This is a genomic window from Roseomonas aeriglobus (genome assembly GCA_016937575.1).
Lineage (GTDB): Bacteria > Pseudomonadota > Alphaproteobacteria > Sphingomonadales > Sphingomonadaceae > Sphingomonas > Sphingomonas aerigloba.
Window position 1 is genome coordinate 215,774 of record JAFHKN010000002.1, and the last position, 22,547, is coordinate 238,320.

General features: G+C 62.5%; 17 protein-coding genes and 1 pseudogene. 6 read left to right on the top strand and 12 right to left on the bottom strand.

What is annotated here, in order from left to right:
• Window positions 1-112: 112 nt before the first annotated feature.
• The 4 genes from JW805_01420 to JW805_01435 all read right to left on the bottom strand — a co-directional run bounded on the left by JW805_01420 (window position 113) and on the right by JW805_01435 (window position 3,090).
• Complete coding sequence (locus tag JW805_01420; GenBank protein ID MBN2970675.1) at window positions 113-652, bottom strand: MucR family transcriptional regulator; 540 nt, start codon at window positions 650-652, stop codon at window positions 113-115.
• A gap of 183 nt (window positions 653-835) precedes the next feature.
• Window positions 836-2,209: a hypothetical protein gene (locus tag JW805_01425; GenBank protein MBN2970676.1), complete on the bottom strand. Its 1,374-nt coding sequence runs from the start codon at window positions 2,207-2,209 to the stop codon at window positions 836-838.
• 176 nt (window positions 2,210-2,385) lie between these two features.
• Window positions 2,386-2,577 (bottom strand): AlpA family transcriptional regulator, encoded by a 192-nt coding sequence (locus JW805_01430; protein MBN2970677.1) that lies wholly within the window; start codon window positions 2,575-2,577, stop codon window positions 2,386-2,388.
• A 153-nt stretch (window positions 2,578-2,730) separates the two neighbouring features.
• On the bottom strand, window positions 2,731-3,090 hold the full coding sequence (locus JW805_01435) for a hypothetical protein (protein MBN2970678.1): 360 nt from the start codon (window positions 3,088-3,090) through the stop codon (window positions 2,731-2,733).
• A gap of 72 nt (window positions 3,091-3,162) precedes the next feature.
• Between JW805_01435 and JW805_01440 the strand changes: the two genes are divergently transcribed.
• Window positions 3,163-3,920 (top strand): IS5 family transposase gene (locus JW805_01440; GenBank protein ID MBN2970679.1). Its coding sequence is split into 2 segments (ribosomal slippage): window positions 3,163-3,484 and window positions 3,484-3,920, totalling 759 coding nucleotides; the frame shifts between segments, so codons are not numbered across the junction.
• 162 nt (window positions 3,921-4,082) lie between these two features.
• Window positions 4,083-5,015, top strand: a complete 933-nt coding sequence (locus JW805_01445) for an integrase arm-type DNA-binding domain-containing protein (GenBank protein ID MBN2970680.1) — start codon at window positions 4,083-4,085, stop codon at window positions 5,013-5,015.
• Here JW805_01445 and JW805_01450 read toward each other — a convergent pair.
• The 4 genes and pseudogenes from JW805_01450 to JW805_01465 all read right to left on the bottom strand — a co-directional run bounded on the left by JW805_01450 (window position 4,946) and on the right by JW805_01465 (window position 11,958).
• Window positions 4,946-5,703, bottom strand: a protein-coding gene (locus JW805_01450; GenBank protein ID MBN2970681.1) for an IS5 family transposase whose coding sequence is annotated in 2 segments (ribosomal slippage) — window positions 4,946-5,382 and window positions 5,382-5,703 — 759 coding nt in all. Because the reading frame shifts where the segments join, the coding sequence is not laid out codon by codon here. The two genes, JW805_01445 and JW805_01450, sit on opposite strands and share 70 nt — an antisense overlap.
• Before the next feature lie 224 nt (window positions 5,704-5,927).
• Window positions 5,928-6,152: a hypothetical protein gene (locus JW805_01455; protein MBN2970682.1), complete on the bottom strand. Its 225-nt coding sequence runs from the start codon at window positions 6,150-6,152 to the stop codon at window positions 5,928-5,930.
• A 118-nt stretch (window positions 6,153-6,270) separates the two neighbouring features.
• Window positions 6,271-6,993 (bottom strand): annotated as a pseudogene (locus JW805_01460) (SulP family inorganic anion transporter).
• A 192-nt stretch (window positions 6,994-7,185) separates the two neighbouring features.
• Entirely contained in the window at window positions 7,186-11,958 is a 4,773-nt protein-coding gene (locus JW805_01465) for a cadherin domain-containing protein (GenBank protein ID MBN2970683.1), read from the bottom strand.
• A gap of 875 nt (window positions 11,959-12,833) precedes the next feature.
• Between JW805_01465 and JW805_01470 the strand changes: the two genes are divergently transcribed.
• From JW805_01470 to JW805_01485, 4 genes are all read left to right on the top strand, one after another.
• Window positions 12,834-14,927, top strand: a complete 2,094-nt coding sequence (locus JW805_01470) for a M10 family metallopeptidase C-terminal domain-containing protein (protein ID MBN2970684.1) — start codon at window positions 12,834-12,836, stop codon at window positions 14,925-14,927.
• 413 nt (window positions 14,928-15,340) lie between these two features.
• Window positions 15,341-17,386, top strand: a complete 2,046-nt coding sequence (locus tag JW805_01475) for an HAD-IIB family hydrolase (GenBank protein MBN2970685.1) — start codon at window positions 15,341-15,343, stop codon at window positions 17,384-17,386.
• Window positions 17,383-18,516, top strand: coding sequence for a hypothetical protein (locus JW805_01480; protein MBN2970686.1), 1,134 nt, complete (start codon window positions 17,383-17,385; stop codon window positions 18,514-18,516). The genes JW805_01475 and JW805_01480 overlap by 4 nt, the downstream gene beginning before the upstream one ends.
• Window positions 18,513-19,424, top strand: a complete 912-nt coding sequence (locus tag JW805_01485) for a glycosyltransferase family 2 protein (protein ID MBN2970687.1) — start codon at window positions 18,513-18,515, stop codon at window positions 19,422-19,424. Before JW805_01480 ends, JW805_01485 begins: the two co-directional genes overlap by 4 nt.
• Here the strand turns inward: JW805_01485 and JW805_01490 are convergent.
• The 4 genes from JW805_01490 to JW805_01505 all read right to left on the bottom strand — a co-directional run bounded on the left by JW805_01490 (window position 19,358) and on the right by JW805_01505 (window position 22,435).
• The gene (locus tag JW805_01490; protein MBN2970688.1) at window positions 19,358-20,458 is read right to left on the bottom strand and encodes a glycosyltransferase; all 1,101 of its coding nucleotides are present in this window, start codon (window positions 20,456-20,458) and stop codon (window positions 19,358-19,360) included. The two genes, JW805_01485 and JW805_01490, sit on opposite strands and share 67 nt — an antisense overlap.
• A gap of 215 nt (window positions 20,459-20,673) precedes the next feature.
• On the bottom strand, window positions 20,674-21,039 hold the full coding sequence (locus JW805_01495; protein ID MBN2970689.1) for a hypothetical protein: 366 nt from the start codon (window positions 21,037-21,039) through the stop codon (window positions 20,674-20,676).
• Complete coding sequence (nth, locus tag JW805_01500; protein MBN2970690.1) at window positions 21,036-21,710, bottom strand: endonuclease III; 675 nt, start codon at window positions 21,708-21,710, stop codon at window positions 21,036-21,038. The genes JW805_01495 and nth overlap by 4 nt, the downstream gene beginning before the upstream one ends.
• Entirely contained in the window at window positions 21,707-22,435 is a 729-nt protein-coding gene (locus JW805_01505) for a 4-hydroxy-tetrahydrodipicolinate reductase (GenBank protein ID MBN2970691.1), read from the bottom strand. Before JW805_01505 ends, nth begins: the two co-directional genes overlap by 4 nt.
• Window positions 22,436-22,547 lie beyond the last annotated feature (112 nt).

Consider the following 22,547-nt stretch of genomic DNA (forward strand, 5'->3'; position numbering starts at 1 on the left):
TCGCCTGACATGGCGATCCTAACCCACCACAGCCTCGTACAGCGCGATTTGGAAGCTCTGGTAGGTGTAACGCAACTTTCACTCAAACGCGCCGTACGGGCTTTAATACGACCTAGTCACTAGCACCACCCAAATGGGCCTTCGCTGCCGCCCTTGCCGCCGCGACCGACTTAGTCGAACCGGACTTTCCGCCAGCTTTGCCGACCGCACCATAATCGCCGGCATCAGCCTTTTTTGGCGACTGACCCGGCTTACGCCCTAAGCCGATCTTTTTCGCCATAGCCCTGCGAGCTTCCAAGTATGACGGTGCCGCCATCGGATAACTGGCCTTTAGTCCGTACCGTTGACGATACTCGGCAGGGGTTAGGCCATTTGCCGTCAGATGCCGCTTCAGTGTCCTGTACTTTTTCCCATTGATCATGCTGACGATGAAATCCGGGTTGGCTAGCGACTTGCGCACCGACACTGCCGGTTCATAGGCCTTTTCGGTTTCCTCAACGGCTGGTGCCGACGGTGCGGATAAGTTCGCAACCGCCTTGTTCATCGACGAAAGGAACGCCTTCACGTCTTCCACCCCAGCCCGTGTCGAAGGGTTGGACAGCCAAGCGATGGTTAGTTCGGTTGCCAGATATGTATCGACTGCCTTTGTCATACGTAGCGCCTTTACCGTTTTCCGTCTCCCCCCCCCAATCCCCTTCGTACTAGACAAGTGTTACTAGTAGGGAGAGAAAAAAAGGGGGGGGGGAGGAGCAAGGAAAAACATGAAAAAAGGGAGAAAATATCTCTTTTAGAGAAAATCGAATTTGTCTTAAAATATGTCACTTAAAACAATTTATCAATCTATTCTAGGAATGATACCAACGACCTTTCGAAATTCGTCTTTAAAAACAGATATTGCCACATCTCTATTATTTTCAGTTACGATCAGTGAATCGTGAACCGGCAGGGCAACAACGTCAAATTCAACGTTCAACCGCTCGACAGCATTGATTACGGCTTCTGATTCAATAAATTGCAGATCGGCCCATGTTATTTTATATTTCTTACGATCGCGTAAGATCGGATATAGATCAAAACAAGCATCTCGGATGGTTTTGAAAGAATGGTCACGATCGATATGACAGCCATTTTTCTTAAAATATTTCTCTTTCATATCTGATGGCCATCGGGTTGGAACGCGCGATTCGGATAAGCAGAGATTAACACATTTTTTAATTATATCTCGCTCAAATCCAGGAATGTGATAAAGGTCAGTATTTGGATCAAATGCAATGCCATGGGTATGCAGAAATATGGTTAGGTGACTTGATGCAATATCTACTTCCACCGTCTTCGAGCCGTTAATTTTAATCTCGGGCCGAATGATGCCAGTATACCCTTCGTCGCGCTTGCGAGGCAACTGCTGATAACCACCCCGCTCCCAAAGCCGTGCACCCTTATTCCAATCAAACTCAGGATCATCGCCCAAATTAAAAAGGCGCTGAAACCCCACGAACGTCATTCCAGTGAATGTGGCGCGAGCCGTGTAAGCGGTTATCCGCTCAACCTGTGCAGCATATCGCGCAACCTTCGGGTGAAGGAAGTTGACGGTCATCGGATCGCCCTTCGGCATTCGATTCCCACGTCTCTTTTTCGCGGTATTTAATAAGACTGGCGACAGCGAAGGAAGCCGATTTGGCACGCGAACAAAATGCTTGTCGATCTCCCCGGCGCGCAGTCCATACCGCGTCATTTCTTCAATCAGCTCGACGGTGGGCCAAAACCGAGTAACTGTGCCCTGCCCAACACCTTCCTCGCGGTCGTAATTCCCTCCGGCCTTCGCTAGCAGGCCGGCGTCGACCATGCCGTGAAGGGCATTCTGTGCCGCGCGATATCCAACCCTGTAGCCGTTGAAGCTTTTTGTATTCATCGGACGAAAGAGCGGGGTGACAGGGACGGTCCCCGACGCCCGGAGGCAATCGTACAGAATTGCCCCGATCGCTAACCGCAATCCAGGCCTTTGCCTCTCCGAGGCTGCGCTGAAAAGATTTTTACTGATTAAATCAGCCAGCTGGGTAGCTTCAGCTGAAACAGCCTCTCCTTCGAACATCATTGCAAAAGAAGGTATTTTTCGGAGTTTCTTTTCCTGGATTCGATCAATTAGCCCAATAGAGTTGTCATTTTCATGCGAAAATAAGGCGGTAGTTATTCTTGCTAAGTTATTTTTCATATCATCCCTTCGCTGGAAGGGTTTAACAACTACGAACAATCGATCGGGTCAATTGCCAAATCACCCGAAAGGCGATGAAGCGTTATATTTCTACGACCAAGTGCTACGTCACAAGTAATAGAAAAGTTTATTTAAATTAAAATAACTTAATGAAAAGTGATGAATTCAACTTATTTTCACCAACCATTAGAAAGAGGTTGATTATCCATCCAATCATTAATTGCGCTTTCTCTCCAACCTACAGCCCTAGGCCCAAGCTGGATAGGCCGAGGAAAGCGGCCTTTATCCATCGCAGCATAGATAGCACTGCGGCTAAGGCCAACAACCTTTTCAACTTCCTTTCGGCGTAGGATGCGATCGATACTCATGCGTTCCTCCACTGTCTGAACAGCAGTTAGGAAGCGGAAAAATATCCGTCAATCGGCAAGATTTCTTATGAATACGAGAAAAGTTTCTTCATCTGCTTTAAAAAGATTTCCTGAGTTTTTTCAAAAAGAAAGCACGCAGGAACGACTCAAACTTTATTTTTCAACGGCCACATCCTTGCCATCGCTGCCACCCCTTTGGGTCAGAAATTTCGACCAATCCTCCATCAGCACCCGGCGCTTAGCGATTAGCGTCGTTCGGGCATACGCAGCTTCGGTCTTGTCGGGTAATTGATGGGCAAGGGCGTGTTCGATGACTTCCCTGGTATGGTTCGTCGTCTCACCAGCCCATTCCCTAAATGATGCTCGGAACCCGTGCGGGACGGCTGGGATATCCAATTCCCTCATTAGCTTTGACAGCGTGGAATCAGATAAGGCTTTTCCGGTCAGCGATGGAAAAACCAGATCGGTATCGTCCCGGCGCAGCGCCTTTGCCTGTTCAAGAAGGGCCAGCACCCCCTTACTTAGGGTCAGGACCCATTGATGTGGGAGGCGCGATCTGATTCAGGCTCCGTGAGGAGAGAGTGGATGAGCGACCTGTACTGGCTGACGGATGAGCAGATGGCGCGTCTGCAACCGTTCTTTCCCAAGAGCCATGGCAAGCCTCGGGTCGATGATCGGCGGGTGCTCAGCGGCATCATTTTCGTCAATCGCAACGGGCTACGCTGGTGTGATGCACCGAAGGACTATGGGCCGCACAAGACGCTCTACAATCGCTGGAAGCGGTGGAGCGAGAGGGGTATTTTCCTGCGAATGATGGAAGGTCTCGCGGCAGCGGAGGCCGTGCCGAAGACCGTCATGATCGACGCGACCTACCTGAAGGCACACCGCACGGCATCGAGTCTGCGGGTAAAAAAGGGGATCTCGGCCGTCTGATCGGCCGCACGAAAGGCGGCATGAACACCAAACTGCACGCCGTCAGCGATGCGGACGGGCGGCCCTTGAGCTTCTTCATGACCGCCGGGCAGGTCAGCGACTACACCGGCGCGGCAGCCTTGCTCGACGATCTGCCGAAAGCACAGTGGCTGCTTGGCGACCGTGGTTATGATGCCGATTGGTTCAGAGACGCCCTGGAAGCCAAAGGCATCCAGCCCTGCATCCCGGGCCGCAGATCGCGCAACGAGCCGGTCAGATACGACAAGCGCCGCTACCGGCGCCGCAGCCGCATCGAGATCATGTTCGGCCGTCTGAAGGATTGGCGCCGCGTCGCAACTCGCTACGACCGCTGCCCAACCGTCTTCTTCTCTGCCGTCGCCCTCGCGGCCACCGTCATCTTCTGGCTATGACCAATGAGTCCTGACCCTAGGAATGCCGTAAGTGACTGTTTCTTTTGACTATTTAAACAATAGGTTCCTGCATGTTCCAATGCGTTCAAGCCTATTCTGAAAACTTTTGTGTGCTGATATGTTGGGTGGGATTCGATATCAGGATGTTGGGCGGAAGGTTCGATGAGCGGTTACAAACCAGCCGGAAGGCATCAGGAACGAAAGTTGACGGCAGCAGCAGTTCGTAACCTTGGCCCTGGCCTTCATGGCGACGGCGGAAATCTCTATCTTCGTGTCGATCCATCCGGCGCTAGGCGTTGGATCGTTCGGCTAATGGTACAAGGCAAACGGTGCGACCATGGACTAGGTTCGGCAAGCCTTGTCAGCCTCGCAGAAGCCCGTGAAGCCGCCCTACAGCATCGAAAGATCGCGCGGGCAGGTGATAACCCCCTAGCGGAGAAGCGTCGCTCCCAGGGTGTTCCTACGTTCAAAAAAGCGGCGTTGCTGTTCCACGAACAGAATGAATCCAATTGGCGAAACGACAAGCATCGGAAACAGTGGCTGTCCACGATGGAGGCCTACGTGTTTCCGGCGATGGGTTCGAAATCGGTCGGCAAGATTGAAAGCGCGGATATCATCGCTGCGCTCGATCCAATCTGGGGTTCAAAACCCGAAACTGCCCGCCGCATCAAGCAGCGCATTGGTATCGTGCTGAAATGGGCAATTGCCCGCGGATACCGAACGGACAATCCAGCTGATGCGGTCCAACAAGGTATGGCAAGGCACGACCGTTCAAACGTCAAACGAATGAAATCCCTGCCATTCCGTGAGGTTAAGAATGCGGTCGACAAAGTGAAGGAAAGCAGTGCTTCTGACGCTACAAAACTCGCATTTGAATTGCTAATTCATACCGCATGTCGTTCGAATGAGGTCCGCAAAGCCGAATGGAAAGAGTTCGACCTAAGAAATCGGCTGTGGGAGATTCCAGGAATTCGGATGAAAGGTAAGAAAGACCACACTATTCCCCTAGGGTCAGGACTCATTGGTCATAGCCAGAAGATGACGGTGGCCGCGAGGGCGACGGCAGAGAAGAAGACGGTTGGGCAGCGGTCGTAGCGAGTTGCGACGCGGCGCCAATCCTTCAGACGGCCGAACATGATCTCGATGCGGCTGCGGCGCCGGTAGCGGCGCTTGTCGTATCTGACCGGCTCGTTGCGCGATCTGCGGCCCGGGATGCAGGGCTGGATGCCTTTGGCTTCCAGGGCGTCTCTGAACCAATCGGCATCATAACCACGGTCGCCAAGCAGCCACTGTGCTTTCGGCAGATCGTCGAGCAAGGCTGCCGCGCCGGTGTAGTCGCTGACCTGCCCGGCGGTCATGAAGAAGCTCAAGGGCCGCCCGTCCGCATCGCTGACGGCGTGCAGTTTGGTGTTCATGCCGCCTTTCGTGCGGCCGATCAGACGGCCGAGATCCCCTTTTTTACCCGCAGACTCGATGCCGTGCGGTGTGCCTTCAGGTAGGTCGCGTCGATCATGACGGTCTTCGGCACGGCCTCCGCTGCCGCGAGACCTTCCATCATTCGCAGGAAAATACCCCTCTCGCTCCACCGCTTCCAGCGATTGTAGAGCGTCTTGTGCGGCCCATAGTCCTTCGGTGCATCACACCAGCGTAGCCCGTTGCGATTGACGAAAATGATGCCGCTGAGCACCCGCCGATCATCGACCCGAGGCTTGCCATGGCTCTTGGGAAAGAACGGTTGCAGACGCGCCATCTGCTCATCCGTCAGCCAGTACAGGTCGCTCATCCACTCTCTCCTCACGGAGCCTGAATCAGATCGCGCCTCCCACATCAATGGGTCCTGACCCTAGGACCGCGCTGGAACAAGCGTAAGCGGCCTCCGTCTCCGCCACCGGCCGTCTTCGATTTCGCAGGAATGGGAGAGACGGCCGAAACCTGCGCAATTTTGCGGTCCAGTCGCACATTTGTCCATGTCGGATCGCAAGCTGCTTTCGGTCAGCATGAACCGCATCACCGGTGCTCGGGAGTGTACCCTTGATAGCCTGCGGCTGAATGATAGAGCATCAGAATGTCGTCATCGATCTCGATGCGACCGGTTTCAGCAGCATCGAGATCGACACGATTCTCCCCGATCCCGGTGACGAGGAGGTAGCTACCAAGCCGCTCGATGATGTTCCTGAAGTTGCAGCGATAGTGGTCAGCCGTCTGAGCGATCTTTAGCTGCTGGGTGAGCATAAATTGCTCTGCGGCTCAGCCGCTGAAGATCGCGGGCAAGGTAAACGGTCTTGCCGAGGTCAAGCACGGCAAGATCGCACAAGTCTCTGGCGAGATGTTCTCAGACGAGTTCGCCACGTTAATGCGGCGGCGACGACCCCAACTGGACGCCGGTCTTGTCGTACATCGCGAATAGGTCGACGAGATCGGCGCTGGCCTGGTTAAACCCCATCACCTCGACGTCATGTCCGTCGCGGCGCAGGCGAGCGACGATCTTGTCCAGCGCGCCTACGCCCGAGATGTCCCAGAAGTGCGCGTGGGTTACGTCGATCACGACACGCCTGGCCGCCCCCTCCCCCTGGAACGCGCGGGTGAAACGGTCGACCGAAGCGAAGAAGATCTCACCGGTGATGCGGTAGGTCGCCTGGGCGCCGTCGGCGGTTTCCTCGCGCTCGACCGAGAACATCCGCTGCACCTTGCCGGAGAAGAAGATGCCGGACAGCAGGACGCCGGCGAGTACGCCGAGCGACAGATCGCGTGTCGCCACGACCACCACGACCGTCGTCAGCATGACGACCGACGAGGTCGGCGGATGACGTCGCAGATTGGCGATCGAATTCCAGCTGAAGGTGCCGATCGGAACCATAATCATGACGGCGACGAGCGCCGGCATCGGCACACGCCCGACATAGGGGCCCAGCACCGTCAGCAGGAACAACAGGAACCCGCCGGCGACGAAGGTCGAGAGGCGGCCACGACCACCGGACGTGACGTTGATGACCGACTGGCCGATCATCGCGCAGCCACCCATGCCGCCGAACAACGCGGTGACTATGTTCGATCCGCCCTGACCGGCGCATTCGACTCGCTTATCAGACGCAATCGCCTTTCTCGGCCACGGGCCCCGGGCTCCTGGCGGGTCGTTATCCCCGGCGAACACATGTCCGACTCTCGGGAGCGTGCATCCGCATTCGAATAACCAGTTTTTGGGCGCGACCTATCGCTTGTCGCGCCCTACCACCGACCATCAAGGTCACGCCGTCGTTCCCGGGCCTCAGACTGCGTAGGTAAGATCGTGCAGCTGTGGCAAGCTGGTACGATACCCATCTCCTAGCCCGTAGAGCGTCGTCGGATCGAAATCGGAATATGCGTCGGACACGGCGAAGACGACTGTCTTCACATCCGATACACCGAGCAACGTGACCGAACTGCCCTGTGTGAACTGCAGCGTGACGTCCACCGCACCGTCCTTGTTCAGATCGCCGTAGGTCACCTTGGACAGCTGGACGCCGTCGAGTACGATCCGATCCTCCGCCACGTTGAAGTCGGTGATGATGTCCGCTCCATCCGCCTTGGCGAAGTGGAAGCGGTCGGCGCCCGCGCCGCCGGTCAGCGTATCACTGTCTTTGCCGCCGAACAGCACGTCGTCGCCAGCGCCGCCATCCAGAATGTCGTTGCCGCTGTCACCGTAGAGCACATCGCGCCCGTCAGCGCCGAACAGACGATCATCGCCGTTGCCGCCGACCAGCAGATCATGGCCAGCCAAGCCATACAGCGTGTCTGCACCGTTTCCGCCGATCAGGAAATCCTCGCCGCCCGTGCCGGTCAGCGTCCCCGCGCCATTGCCGCCCGCGATTTTCACGCCATCGGCGACGCCGGTCACGGTCACGTCGACCACGGCGGTGCTGGTTAGACCGCCGGCATCGACGATCGTGTAGGTGAAGCGATCGGTCGCCGTTGCGCCAGGCGCAAGCGCGTCGAAAGCGTCGTTGTCGGCAACGTAGCGCAGCGACCGCGTCGCCGCGTCGAAGACAACGGTACCCAGCGTTCCGGTCGTGCCGACCGACTGGATGATCGGCGCCGGTCCCGCGTCGGGATCACCATCGTTCCCGAGCAGGACTGCCCAAAGATTGGCGGATGTCGCATCCTCGACGACCGCGATCTTGTCCGCGACCGCGATCGGCGCCTCGTTAACGTTGCGGACCGCCACCGTGAAGTTTGCGGTGGTGGAGAGACCGCCGCTGTCTGTTGCCTTGCCGGTGATGGCGAAGCTGGCCGCCGCCTCGTGATCCAGTACGACGGTCGTCGTGACCACCCCGGTTTTCGCATCCACCACGAAGCGCCCGCCCGCATCGTCGGTCAGCGCATACGTCAACGTGTCGTTCGCAGTATCCTTCGCCGACAGCGTGCCGACGATCGTTCCCGCCGGCAGATTTTCCGCCACTGCCGCATTGCTGAGCGCAAGTGCGGACGGCGCCGCGCCAAGGAACAGCAGCGAGACCTGCGGATCGTGATCGGTCGGCCGGTTGCCGCCGAACTGCGAATTGAGATGGACGGAATCGTAGCGGGCGTTGAGCAGCAGCCCGCCGGTCACCAGGATGTTGTCGATCTGCTGCGCGTTACCTTCGAACATGTAGCTGTACCGTTCCTCGGCCGGCAGCAGCGTGTTCAGGTTGGTGAATACGCCGCCCTTCGTCGGGTCGGTCAGCAGCCGCTGCGCCTCCTCGAAATAGAAGCCGTTAAAATCGCCCAGGACGGCGATATTCAGCTTCGGATCGGTCGCGAGGTGCGCGTTGACATAGGCCTGCACCGCCGCCGCCTGCGCCGTGCGTTGCCCATCGCCTGCCGCGGCAGGCGGCTGGGTGCTGCCCCAGAGCGGATCGCTGCCGCCGCGCGAGGTGAAGTGGATGTCGATCGTGGTGATCGTCTGGCCGGCGAACTGGAATTGCGCGACCAGCGGCTTGCGGCTGTTCGCAAACGCATCGGCCGTGATCAGTTCGGCGCTGCCCGCGACATAGCTCACCCGGTCGAGATTGTAGAGGTATCCGTTACGGATGTTGCCGCCCGGTTCGCCGCCGGTCGATCCCGCCACCGTCGGCGCGATCTCGATATAGGCGTAACGAACGCCGGATTGCGCGTAAATCGCGTCGATCAGCCCCTGTGCGGTCACGGTGCCGCTCAGGTTGGCGCCGTTGCCGGCCCCGTCGGCGTCCTGGATTTCCTGCAGCGCCACGATATCGGGCGCGCGCAGGTTGTAGACGATGTCCGAGGCGAGGATATCGAACTTGCCGTCGCCGGGGTCGAGATTTTCGACATTGTAGGTCGCAAGGCTAAGGTAGTTCGCGTCGCCGCGGAGGGTCGTGACTTCCTTGGCGAGCGTGACGTCGCGGGTAATGGACACCGCTTCCGTGACAATCACCTCATACGCGCCGAACGCGTAATTGACGATGCCGGTGACGTTCGAAAGCCGGTCCCCGATCGTGTAGTTTGGTGCGAACCCGGCGAAGATGCCGCTGTCATCGTCGATCTGGATCTTCTCGGGGTTGTAGTCGACCGTGCCATCCGGATTGGGCGAAATGGTGATCCCGCCGCGATCGTTGATCCCGGTCGCGCCGACGCCGTGCGACACGACGACGTCGGTTTCGCCGAATGCGGTGGTGTTCGACACGGCCTGCGGCGTATCGAGCGTAACACGCATCCCTTCGAGCGATTCCCAGAAGTCGATGCCGTCGTGGGTCGGATCAAAGGTCTTCAGTCCGTCATCATCTATCACCTGGCTCGGCGGCAGCACGCCGTTGACGCCGATCAGGATGGCGGCCGGCAACGCGTTGCCCTGACTGAGGACGGTTACCTGTGGCGTGGTGATCTGGGTCAGGGTCAGGCTGCCCGCGCCGCCCAGGAATTCGCTCACGATACCGCGCACTGACGCTGCGTCGCCGACAGCGACGGCGGGCGTCGCGCCGGTGAACACGAAGATGCCGTCCGAGGTCGCGGCATTGCCGTCCCCGACCGCCGACTGGAGATAGAAGCCGTTTGTGTCGACCGCGGTGACGATGCCGGTGGTGATAACCGACTGGCCTTCATAGGCCGATCGATGGCCCTCGCCCTGGATCGCGCCGATCGACAGCGCGATCGGATCGTCGTTGACGATCGTTCCGACCGCAGATCCATCGACGATGCTGATCTTGCCGACGGGGTTTGACAAATCCAGCGACAGCGTCTCGTTGCTTTCGCCGATCAGGTCGCCGCGAACCGGGATCGTGACGGTCGCGCTGGACGCGCCGACGGCGAAGGTCAATGTGCCGCGCAGCAGGGCATTGGCGCCGAGATCGTCGGCCGTCGCGGTTCCGTTCAACGTCACCGCATAGTCAACACTGGCGCTCGATCCCAGCCCGCCCGCGCGGCGGACGACGAACGTCAGGTTGGTGATGCCGTCGTCGCCCTCCTTCACGCTGGCGTTGCCGACGCTGATCAGGCCGGTACCGGTGTCGGGGATGATCGTTTGGCCCGGGTTGAGCGAGCCGAAGCTGCTCGGTGCGCTTGCCTGCCACACGAAGTCGGCGGCACTGGCACCTGATCCCGAAACTTGGAGCGACTGACCGACCGGGTCGCTGCCACCTTCGGACACGCCGATGTCGACGCTGGTCATCCCCGCAGCCGGCGTCCCCGGAGCGGCGACGAACGTCCCCTCGTAGCTGAGCAGCTGCAAGACGGTGCCGTCGGGCGCGATCAGCGCCACGCCGTCCATGTCGCCGTTCTGCAGGCCGTTCGCCGGGAACGCGAACGCCAGCGCGCCATAACCCTGGCCCTCGTCGTCGATCACGCCCGAAAGCGCGACCGCCGTACCATAGGTTGGTGCGGCACCGGGCGTGTTGCTGCCGTTATAGAGGACCAGCTGGTAACCGGTCAGGTTGGTTCCTGCGACACCGGCGATCTCGATTGCCTCGCCACTGTCGGCGCCCGCATTGTCGTAATGGATCTCGTTGATGAAGACGTTCGCGGGTGGGGCCGGCGGCGGCGCATCGTCATTGGTGATCGTGCCCGTTGCGGTCGCATCACCCAGCGTCGCCCCACCCACCGGATCGCTCAGGCGGACGGTAAAGGTCTCGTTCGCTTCGAACGTCTGGTCACCGCGAATCGGCACCTTGATCTGCGCGGTGGTCTGACCATCTGCAAAGGAGACCGTTCCGGTCGCAGCATAGCCCGCGCCAAGGTCAGTCGCGTCAGCCGCGCCCGCGCCACTGCCGAGTATGATCGCGTAAGAGGCGGAGATCGCACCGTCGCTGCCGCCGCTTCGGCTGACGGTGAAGACCATGTCCCGCACGCCCGTCTGGCCTTCGGCCAGCGAGGCGTCGGCGATGTCGAGGACGCCCGGCTTCGGCGTCGGCGGCGTTACCGTACCCGCTGCGGCCTTGATCGAGAAATTGTCGATCGCCAGCCCGTCGTCCGCGCCTGATGCATCAGCGTCCTTCCAGCGAATCCAGAAGGTCTGCCCGTTCTGGATAAGGCTCGACAGCTGGACTGTCGCACTGATGGCGGTACGGTTGGCTGCTGCATTCCCATCGAGCGCGCCGACGGTTCCCGCTGTGACAGGCGATGAAAAATCGAGCGCATCGACGTCGATCCAGGTGCCTGTCGTCAGGCTGCTCGCGTCGAAACTGATCTGGAAGTCCAGCCGGTCCGCACGCCCTGCAGTGCCCAATCGCCACTGTTCACCCGTGTAAGCGATGTCGAGGGCTGCGACAGCAGCGCCGGTCGCGTTGGTGAACTGCGCGCCGAACATCGAGACGTTGGTACTGCTGAGAACCGCGCCGAGCGCACGATCGGAGCTGCCGCTCGAGCCGAAGCTGTAGACGTCCCCCGTGTTCGACGAACCGGTGCCGGCCGTATATTGGCCATTCGCCGCGGCGGCAGTTCCCGTCTCGACGACATACCACCCCGCGGGCAACGTTCCCGAACCGCCGCTGGCCACCAGCGTGTCGAACGTCTCGTTCGCCGTTCCGCCGTTCGTCAGTTCGATCGAACCGCTGCCCGCAATCCCCGTCATGCAATCTCCTCGCCGTCACAAATGCTTCGAATCAACAGCCGAGCCGAAGCTACTCAGATTCGGCGCTTTATGTGCCTTGTGTGACAGTCTTTAGAAAGCGCTCTCGTCGTGAACGATCGGACCGGGACGAGTTGTCCCGGTCGGCATCGTCATGATTGCATCAGGAAGGCCGTCGGAGAGCGGGGGGCGGGGGTCCCGCAGCCGGTACGTGTCGGTCTTCGCCGCGCATCCCTCTGGCGCCTGCGCGGCGAACCTCACTTCGGTATCGCGTCACCGGGATAGCGGTGGACGGGGTCGACCTCTGCGGGAGGATTGACCGGCGCAGGCCGCACGTCGCGCGGCTTGGGCTCCGGTTTGGGGGTGGGGGTCGGGGTGGCCATAGGCCGGCTCCTCGGTACGGGGGCGGAAACATCCTGCGTTCCGCTGCACCCGGCGGCGACGGGCAGGATCAGTGCAACGAACGTAAGCCGGCCACGATAGCGCAACGCCAATCTCCGAACGAAATTTTGCTCACCGGCACTACCCCTCAACGCCGGCGTGACCAAGCCCCGTAGACCAGCAAATCGCTGCGAACCTAACGATTCGGGCGTTGACGGATGTCGACCGGCGTGAAATATCTTCATTCCTCGAACTGAAGCAACGCTCTGAATTGTTTCAGGTAATCAGTCGAACAGCGGGCTTGGGAGGGGTCGCTGCAGTTGTGGCGGGCGTGTGCCCGTCGTCCGCGCCGGTCGCTGGACCGGGCACATGGCCCGGTGATCGGGGCTCAGGAAGATGTTGCCGTTTGCTCGGTGAGGCGCCGGCCCCGGTGCTGCGCCCGCTGGCGTGCGCGCGGTCGCGATCCATTCGAACGATATTGACGGGAGAGTATGTCGATGAACAGTGAGATCTACCAGGCCGAAGATCAGGTCCTGCATCAGGCGAATGCCGCTATCTGCGGGTGTCCGGCCTGCACCGGAATGGCCAATGAGCCGTCCGACGCCGTCGGCGCCTCGATCGACCCGCAGGCCGGTGGTACCCTGGGCGGCAAGCCGATCTGGTCAGCGGAGCAGGTCGCCGCGCACCTCAACCGCACGGGCGCCGCCTATGGCAGCAAGGCGACCGACGCGGTCCAGCAGGGTGACAGCGACGTCAAGACGATCACCTACGGCTTCTTCGCGACGCAGGCGGAACTGGCCAATAACGGATATGTCTATCAGTCGCCGGCCGACGGCAAACTCTACGGGCTCGCCGAATATTTCAACTTCGCCGCATTCACCGAGGCGCAGAAGTCCGCCGCGCGCGAAGCCATGACGTCGTGGGACGATATCGTTGCCGTCTCATTCATCGAAACGAACGTCAATGATGCGGACATCACGTTCGGCAATTTGGCGAATGCTCCGACGACCCAGGCCTATTCGCGCCTCCCGTTCGATCGCATTTTCGTAAACGACGAGGTTAATGCGCAGTCGAAGGAAATCGCGGGCGACGTCTGGATTTCGGCGAGCCAGGCGAGCAACTTTCGTCTGGACGAGGGTGGATACGGCCTGCAGACGCTGACCCACGAGGTCGGCCATTCGATCGGGCTGAGCCATCCCGGCGCCTACAATGCTGCCCCGGGCCTCTCGATCACCTACGGGGCAGACGCCGAATATGCGCAGGACACGCGCGCCTACACGATCATGTCCTATTTCGAGGGCAGTTCTCTGTCGGGCACGCGGCATTTCGACTTCCACATGTCGACGACGGCCTATGCCGGCGTTCCGCTGATCCACGACATCGCCGCCGCTCAGCGGATCTACGGTGCCGACATGACGACGCGGACCGGCGACACCGTTTATGGCTTCAACAGCAATGCCGGACGCGACGCCTTCGACTTCACGAAGACCCCGGCGCCGATCATGGCAATCTGGGATGCGGGCGGCAACGACACGATCGACGCGTCGGGTTATGCGACCAATCAGCTCATCGACCTGGCACCGGGATCGCTCAGCAATATCGGCGGCGTCACCTACGATACCGCACCGACGCTGGCCCAGGTTAACGCCAATCGCGCGTTGCAGGGCCTCCCGCCCGTCGCCCAGGCGACGTATGACGCCAACATGGCCGCGCTGAAGGCCAACCCGGTTGTCGGCACGCTGACGAACAACGTCGGCATAGCATATGGTGCCGTCATCGAAAACGCGATCGGCGGATCGGGCAATGACACGATCCTCGGCAACGGCGTCGACAACGTTCTGACCGGCAACGGCGGAAACGACGTACTGGGCGGCGGCGCAGGGGATGATACGCTGGATGGCGGCACCGGCGACGACACCATGCTGGGGGGCATCGGCAACGACATCTTCATCGTCGGCGAGGTCGGCGACGTCGTGATCGAAAGGGCAGGCGAAGGCATCGATACGGTCCGCAGCGCGATCAACTATACGTTGGGCGACAATGTCGAAAATCTCGTGCTCACGGGCTCGGCCCAGACCGGAACCGGTAACGCACTCGACAACCGCCTGTCGGGCAATGCGGGGTCCAACCGCCTCGACGGGGGGGCGGGCAACGATATCCTCGTCGGCGGCGACGGAATCGACTATCTGACGGGCGGCGCGGGCGCCGACATCTTCATCGCCGAGATGACATCGACGAAGACGGCCACCAAGGTCGGCCTGCTGTCGTTCGATGTCGTGCTCGACTTCGCCGCCGGCGACCGCATCGACCTGAGCGGCATCGACGCCAATGCCCTGATCGCCGGCGACCAGGCGTTCACCTTCGTCGGCAATGCCGCCGGCAAGGGGGCAGGCGAGCTGTCGATGCAGCGCTTTGGCAATATCAACGCTGCCGAGAATGCCTTGGGCATCGACCTCGACGGCGTCGACGGTAAAAGCCCCTTCGAAGGCCCGGTGACGGTGCTACTCGGCAATGTCGATGGCGGCGCTTATGACTTCGCCATGGTTCTGTTCGACACCAAGACGGTGACGGCCGGCGAGTTGATCCTTTAACGATCAGAATGTGGAGCGTCTCGACCGATCTCGGGACGCTCCACTATCCGCAGAACCGCCGCGTCCGCACGGCCGCCGACGATTGTGGTAACCGCCGTCTATTCCTGGCGACGTAGCCCCGCATCTGCCGGGCGCGGCAAGCTTTCTAATTTCACGAAGCTGCCGTTAGCGGTGATAAGCAAGCCAGGTTAGGCTCAGCTGCGCCACAAAAGGCAGATCGTTCACTTGCCTGAAGGGCGGCAACTTTTCCCTATGATCGAGATCAGCGGGCGCTGAAACCAGCGTGGCGATTGTGCGTAATCTGCCCGTCCCCAAAATCACTGCCCGGCGGACATCCTGCGCCGAAGCATCGCGCTCCCCTGCGCGATTCGATGACGCGCGTCGCGTGGAAAGGTGCGTCCGATATGCGGGTGATGAGTATTGCACTTGGCGGTTGCATCAAGGCGCCGCCCGTCGCGTTCGGCCTGACGGAGGATACCGGGGGGCACATAACCTATGCTCTGGGTGCGGCGCAGGCGCTGGCCGCTCGGCACGACGTATCGGCGGTGGAGATCGTTACGCGGCTGATCGACGATCCTGTGCTGGGTCCGGCCTATGCCCGGCAGTATGAACCGATCGGCGCGCGGGTGGCGATCCGGCGGATCGATACCGGGACGCGCGCCTATCTGTCGAAGGAGGCGAGTTGTGCGGACCGGCCAGCCTTCATCTCCGCGTTGCTCCGCTATCTCGAAACGGCGGAAGTGCGTCCGGATGTCATCCATGCCCACTTCTCCGATGCGGCCGAAGTGGCGATGGCGGTTCGCGCCCGGTTCGGTATTCCGTTCATCTACACCGCGCATTCGCTTGGTATCGACAAGGCAAACAGTTTCGGCGCCCACGGGCAGTCCCTCGACAGCCGCATCGCCCATGAGGGTCGCGCGATCGTCGAGGCGGACGCGATCATCGCCTCCTCGCGCGACGAGGCGGAGCGGCAGTTGATGCTCTACCCCGGCGCATCGCCCGCGCGGATCCACTGCGTGCCGCCGGGGGCGTCGCTGGACGGGGCTGGGCCGCCGGACATGGCTGCTGCAGCTGCGCTGGTCGCGCCGTTCCTTCGGGATCCGGCCAAGCCGATGCTGCTCGCCATCGCGCGGCCCGTGCGCAAGAAGAACCTTGCCGCTCTGGTTGACCTCTACGCTGCCGACGCGGACCTGCGCCAGCGGTGCAACCTCGTCATCGTTGCCGGTCTGCGCGACGGACCGGACAGCGGCGAAGACGAGCAGCGCGCGGTCATCGGCAGCCTGATCGATCGGCTCGACCGACATGATCTCTACGGATCGCTTGCCTTGCCGAAGCGACACGGGGCGGGCGACGTCGCCGGCCTGTACGCGCTGGCAAAGGCGACCGGTGGCGTATTCGTCAATCCCGCCCTGACCGAGCCCTACGGCCTGACCCTCACCGAAGCGGCGACGCATGGCCTGCCCGTGGTGGCGACGCTGCATGGCGGGCCGGCGGACATCGTCGCGCGGCTCGGGCACGGTGCGATCGCCGATCCCAATGATCCGATCCGCTTCGCCAATGCCATTCGTCGGTTGATCGATGATCGCGCCGCCTGGGACGCGGCGTCGCATAACGGCAGGACGCGCTCGCGGCAGCTCGGCTGGCCCGCCTATGCCGCGCGCTTCGTCGAGATTGCGCAGGGCATTATCGAGCGGGCGAAGCGTCCGGCGGCGATGGTGCGGCGGGCGGTGTTCGACGATGTCCTGCTCAGCGACATCGATAATACGTTGACCGGCTGCGCTGAGGGGGCGGCGGCATTGTGCGACCTGTTGCGCCGTCGGCCCGGTCTTGGCTTCGGCGTCGCCACCGGACGATCGCTCCAAGAGGCGCATCGTCTGCTGGCCGAATGGGCCTACCCCGAGCCGAACCTGCTGATCACGTCGGTCGGATCGGAAATCTATTGGCGCGACGGGCGTACGCTGAGCGCCGACACCGATTTCGCAGCATATATCGCCGAGGGGTGGCGACCGCGGCGGGTTGCGAGCGTCCTGGAAAGTCTGGCGGGTCTCACGCCACAACCACCGGTCGATCAGCGGCGGTTCAAGCTCAGCTATTTCACCGATAGCGAGGCGGTGGCTGCGACGGTCCGCGCGCGGTTGGCCGCGGCGGGTGTCGAGGCGCGGGTCGTCTACAGCCATGGCCGCCTGCTCGACGTGTTGCCGGCGCGGGCCGGCAAGGGGGCGGCGATGGTCTGGGCCGCGCGCCGGCTCGGCTTGCCGCTGTCCCGGATTCACGCCGCCGGCGATAGTGGCAACGACCTCGACATGCTCCAGGCGTGTCCCAACGCGATCGTCGTCGCCAACCATGAATCGGCACTGACGCCGCTGCGCGCCACCGGCCGCGCCTATTTCGCCACGGCGCCGCATGCCGCAGGCGTGCTGGAGGCCTTGGTTCATCGCTTCCAGGGGACTGCTGCATGACCGCGCCGATCGGCTATTTCGTCCATCATCAGGGACGCGGCCATGCCGAACGCGCGGCAGCGATCGCCGCCGCGTTGACGCCCTCCCGGCCGATCGCCTTCTTCACTGCACGACCGGACATCTTTCCCGCACTGCCGGCGCATGCAGAGGTGATCGCGATCCCGTCGCTGTTCGAACCGCCGGCGACGGCACCGCAGGGCTTCGCGCAGGATCGCACGCCCGACACGCTCCATTGTGCCCCGTTGGGGTGGCAAACGATCACACACGCCGTGGCGACGATCGCCGCCTGGTTCGACTCAGCGCGCCCCGGTCTGTTCGTGACCGACGTGTCCGCGGAACTCGCCCAGCTCGCCCGCATCGCGTCGGTCCCGCATGTCGCGGTATTGCAGCATGGCGACCGCGCCGACCCCGGCCACATGGCAGCCTATGAAAGTGCGGTAGGCATTCTCGCACCCTATGACGCCAGCCTGGAGCAGCCCGGCCGGCCGGCGTGGATGACGGCCAAAACCCATTATGCCCCCGGCGTCGGAATCGATGCCCGCACACCCGATCGCAGCGAGGCGCGGGCGGCGCTGGGCCTGCCCGCCGACGCCGAGATCGTCCTTGCGGTCGGTGGCGGCGGGGGGAGCGGGACGCCGGCAACCCCGCTCACGCTCGGGGCGCGGGCGGAGCCGGACAGCCTGTGGATCTCGATCGGCGAAGTTCAGCAGGAATGGCATGCGACGCCGCCCGACAACCTGCGTCACATGGGTTGGGTGGCGGATCCAGAGCAATGGATTGCAGCGGCGAACCGCGTCGTATCATCGGCGGGCAATACGACGGTCCACATGATCGCCGCGGCGGGCCGGCCATGGATCATCGTCCCCGAATGGCGGTATTTCGACGAGCAGCTATGGAAGGCGCGGATGCTGGGTACGGCCGGCGCCGCGATCATGCTCGATCACTGGCCGTCGCATGCGGGGGCCTGGCGCGACGCCTGGGCGGCGGCTTCGGCGTGCGACCTGTCGCACCAGCGTCGCTTGATCGATCCGGAGGCGGCCACGAACGCCGCCGCCTGGCTCGACCGTCTTGCCGGATGGCGGGATTCCGCGCCGACCGCCGACATGATCGTCGCGGAGCGGATCGCGTGACGCTGTCCGTCTGCACGCTTGGCGCTGGGCGGGACACGCATCTCGTCAACCTGGTTCACGGCCTCAATGGCCAGAGCCTGGCGCCAGCCGAACTGGTGATCGCCTTGATGCAGGACCGGCCGTACGACCTACCGGAAACACGCTTTCCGGTGCGGCAGATCCTGCTCGGCGGTGGCGGAATACCTTTGGCGGCAGCGCGCAACGTCGCGGCGGTGGCGGCGACGCGGCCCGAGATCGCATTCCTCGATATCGACTGTATTCCCGATCCGCAGCTGGTCGCCGACTATGCCACACTGCTCGCCGGGCAGGATGCGCTGCTGATGGGGGAGGTCCAATATCTGCCCGCCGGAGCGACCGATCATGGCATCGACTTCACCCGCTTCGCTGCTGTCGGCGAAACGCACTGCGACCGCGCCGGCCCGCCCGAAACCTCGTTGGGCGTGTGTACCGACTATCGCTGTTTCTGGTCGCTGAACTTCGCCATGCGCCGCGACCGGTTCCTGGCGCTAGGGGGCTTCGACGAACGCTATGTCGGCTATGGGGGCGAGGATACCGACTTCGGCCGCGTTGCCTTCACGGCGGGCGTGCCCTTCTTCTGGACGCGGGGCGCGCGCGCCTACCATCAGCACCATCCGCACCATATGCCGCCCGTCCATCACGTGGAGAGCGTCGTTGCCAACGCCCGCGCATTTCGCGACAAATGGGGCGAATGGACGATGCCGCACTGGCTCCGCTGCTTCGAACTGATGGGACTGATCGCGCGCGACGGCGACGATTACAGGATCTTGCGGGCACCTGACGAAGCGGACCTGGCTCTCACCCGCCAGCAGTCGCACATGCCCTATGCCAGTACGGCGCGGGTCATGGCGGTGCTGGAGCAGCGCGCAGCGGCGATGGCCGCAGCGTAGCTTTCCTCGTATCGAGCGACCATCGCCGGCGCGCCGAACATCGCTTCGGCGCGCGCGCGGCAGGTGCGCGGATCGATTGCCCCGACCGTCTGCATTGCCTTGGCCAGATCGTCGACCGACGTCGCCACCGCACCGCAATCCCCGATCACTTCGCGCAGCGCCCCGCGGTCGAGCGCGACCACGGGCGTGCCGCAAGCAAGCGCCTCGGCCGCGACCAGCCCGAACGGCTCGTCCCAGCACGGGGTACAGAGCAGCATGGCCGCCGTCCGCATCTGCGCCGCAAGCGCGGCGCCCGAGAGGTGGCCGAGATAACGGTGCGAGCCCGTGATCAACTGCGACACGTCCGAGAAATAATCCGCGCAATCGATCGGCCCGGCGACGTCCAGCCCGATCCCCGCCGCCGTCGCCGCCATCAGCGCCTCGCGCGTGCCCTTGGTCGGGGTAATCCGACCGCACCACAATGCCCGGTCGCCCTTGGTCAGCGAGAAGGCGAAACGATCGAGGTCGATTCCATTGTGAGCGACCGCGATCCGGTCATCGGTGGCGACATCGCTCCACAACGGCCGCTGGCTTTGCGACGTGACCGTCAGCTGCAGCCAGGGCGAACGATTGCGTGCGATCGCGTCGCGCAGCCGGGAGAAGGGCGGCACGTGGAGCGATGTCACCATCGGCACGCCGTCCCTGGCCGCCCAATCGTGGATCGGCGCCGAAAGGCTGTTGTTGTGGACGACATCGAAATGGCCCTCGCGGATCGCCGTCCACGCCTCGGCATAGGCGATGTCGAGCCAGTCGCTCAGTTCGGGGCGCATATGCCACAAGGCCCATGGCATCACCGCTTCATAGGCGCGGTGCGTGATCGGATGGAGCGGCAAGTCGGCGCCACTGTCACCGCTTGCAAAGAGCGTGACCTGGTGACCCGCCGCCTGCAACGCGCGCACGAGCAATGCGGCATGCGCCTCCATTCCACCCATGAACGGCTCGGCGATCGGATGCCGAAGATGAGCAACCACCGCCACGCGAAGCATCGCTGTCATAGTGCCCCCTAAAGCTGCCAACGCTACTAGCGTTTGCGCCCGGGATCCGTTCCACACGAAGGTTGTGTCGGGCGGGCTAACCCGTCCCAGCCATCGAACACACTGCTACGGCAGGCGGACCGTTCCTGCAGTCAGCGCGCTTATAGCCGCTTGAGCGTGCTGCCGGCGTCGTTCGCGTTTGAGCCGGCCAAGACCTCAATGCACATGGTGCGGGATTAGCGCCTGCGGCGTGGCAGTTCGACCGGCTGAAACTTGCCCAGACCGCAGCTCGCCCCGCCGGACAGGCCGGGGGCCTGCAGGACCGTGATGATATCGACGTCGCACAGCCGCGGCTGGGGCAGGGTGTAGGCGAAGCGGCGTTCGAAGCCGAGGCTGGGGCAGGACTGCGGCAGCGTGTTGCGATAGGTCCGGCCGCCCACGGTGAAGTCGATCACGCGGTCGCTGCGCACCTGGCTGCGCAGGCCGACGGTCGAGATGCACGACACCGGTTCGCCGACGGCGCGCGCGGGCGGGATGACATCGTCGCGGGCGAGCGCAGGGGCGGCGATCAGCAGGATGGCGGCGAAGGCGAGGCGGGTCATGGCGCGATGTCTCCGTCCGCCGCTGCGACGGTCTTCGGCGGCGGCGTCTTCGGTTTGAACGGACAAAGGTCGACAACGATGCATCGCCAGCATTCGGGCTTGCGCGCTTTACACGTATAGCGGCCGTGCAGGATCAGCCAATGGTGTGCGTGCAGGCGGAACGGCTGGGGCACGACCTTGTCGAGTTTCTGTTCGACCGCGACGACGTCCTTGCCGGGCGCGAGCCTGGTGCGGTTGCACACACGGAAGATGTGGGTGTCGACCGCAAAGGTTTCATGCCCGAAGGCGGTGTTGAGAACGACGTTCGCCGTCTTGCGCCCGACGCCCGGCAACGCCTCCAGCGCGGCGCGATCCTCGGGCACCACGCCGCCATGGTCGCGGACCAGAGCCTCGCTCAGCGCCAGGACGTTCTTCGCCTTGGTGTTGTTGAAGTTGATCGTACGGACATAGTCGCGGATCGTATCGAGCCCCAGCGCGACCATCTTGTCGGGCGTATCGGCGACCGCGAACAGGCTGCGCGTCGCCTTGTTCACCCCCGCATCGGTCATCTGCGCCGACAGCGCGACCGCGACCAGCAGGGTGAAGGGGTTCGTATATTCGAGCTCGGTCACCGGATGCGGGTCATGCTCCGCCAGCCGGTGGAAGAAGGTGACGACATCGGCCTTCTTCAAAGCCCGAGCACCTCCGCCATTCCGTACCGCCCGGGCGCCTGCTTCGCCAGCCACAGCGCCGCGCGCACTGCGCCGCGCGCGAAGATCGCGCGGCTGTCGGCGCGGTGGACCAGTTCGATCCGTTCGCCTTCGCTGGCCAGGATGACGCTATGGTCGCCGATCACCGATCCGCCGCGCAGCGACGCGAAGCCGATCGTGCCTTCACTGCGCGCGCCGGTAACGCCCGCGCGGTCATAAACGCTGGTATCTGCCAGCGTCGTGCCCCGGCCGTCGGCGGCCGCGGCGCCGAGCAGCAGCGCGGTGCCCGATGGCGCATCGACCTTGTGGCGGTGGTGCATCTCGACGATCTCGATATCCCAGTCGGCATCGAGCCGCGCCGCGGCCTCGCGCACCAGCTGTGCGAGCAGCGTCACGCCGAGCGAGGTATTGCCGGTCTGGAGCACCGCGATGTCCGTCGCGGCTTCGTCGATCAGCGCGTGGTGTGCGCTCGACAGGCCGGTCGTGCCGATGACGATCGGTGTCCGGGCGACGCGTGCGGCGGTCAGATGGGCGGCAAGGGCCGCGGGCGCGGAAAAGTCGACGAGCACGTCGGCTGCCTGTGCGATCGGTGCCGGATCGTCCTTCGCATCGGCGCCACCCGCATGGCGCGCGCCAAGTCCGGATAGTTCCTGGACGATGGCCTGCCCCATCCGTCCCATGCTGCCATAGATGCCGATCGCCGTCATGGCCCGCCTGTGACACATGGCGACCGCGCGGCCCAGCCCCTTGTTCGCGCCGCCCAATCCCACGCCCGAAAGTTTCGGCAATTACTCAAAATGGGCAATTTTAAGACGTGGC

Excerpts from the sequence above, each read along its gene's own strand:
- JW805_01420 (MBN2970675.1), bottom strand. The coding sequence starts at position 652 with ATGACAAAGGCAGTCGATACATATCTGGCAACCGAACTAACCATCGCT.
- JW805_01425 (MBN2970676.1), bottom strand. The coding sequence starts at position 2,209 with ATGAAAAATAACTTAGCAAGAATAACTACCGCCTTATTTTCGCATGAA.
- JW805_01430 (MBN2970677.1), bottom strand. The coding sequence starts at position 2,577 with ATGAGTATCGATCGCATCCTACGCCGAAAGGAAGTTGAAAAGGTTGTT.
- JW805_01445 (MBN2970680.1), top strand. The coding sequence starts at position 4,083 with ATGAGCGGTTACAAACCAGCCGGAAGGCATCAGGAACGAAAGTTGACG.
- JW805_01455 (MBN2970682.1), bottom strand. The coding sequence starts at position 6,152 with ATGCTCACCCAGCAGCTAAAGATCGCTCAGACGGCTGACCACTATCGC.
- JW805_01465 (MBN2970683.1), bottom strand. The coding sequence starts at position 11,958 with ATGACGGGGATTGCGGGCAGCGGTTCGATCGAACTGACGAACGGCGGA.
- JW805_01470 (MBN2970684.1), top strand. The coding sequence starts at position 12,834 with ATGAACAGTGAGATCTACCAGGCCGAAGATCAGGTCCTGCATCAGGCG.
- JW805_01475 (MBN2970685.1), top strand. The coding sequence starts at position 15,341 with ATGAGTATTGCACTTGGCGGTTGCATCAAGGCGCCGCCCGTCGCGTTC.
- JW805_01480 (MBN2970686.1), top strand. The coding sequence starts at position 17,383 with ATGACCGCGCCGATCGGCTATTTCGTCCATCATCAGGGACGCGGCCAT.
- JW805_01490 (MBN2970688.1), bottom strand. The coding sequence starts at position 20,458 with ATGACAGCGATGCTTCGCGTGGCGGTGGTTGCTCATCTTCGGCATCCG.
- JW805_01495 (MBN2970689.1), bottom strand. The coding sequence starts at position 21,039 with ATGACCCGCCTCGCCTTCGCCGCCATCCTGCTGATCGCCGCCCCTGCG.
- JW805_01505 (MBN2970691.1), bottom strand. The coding sequence starts at position 22,435 with ATGACGGCGATCGGCATCTATGGCAGCATGGGACGGATGGGGCAGGCC.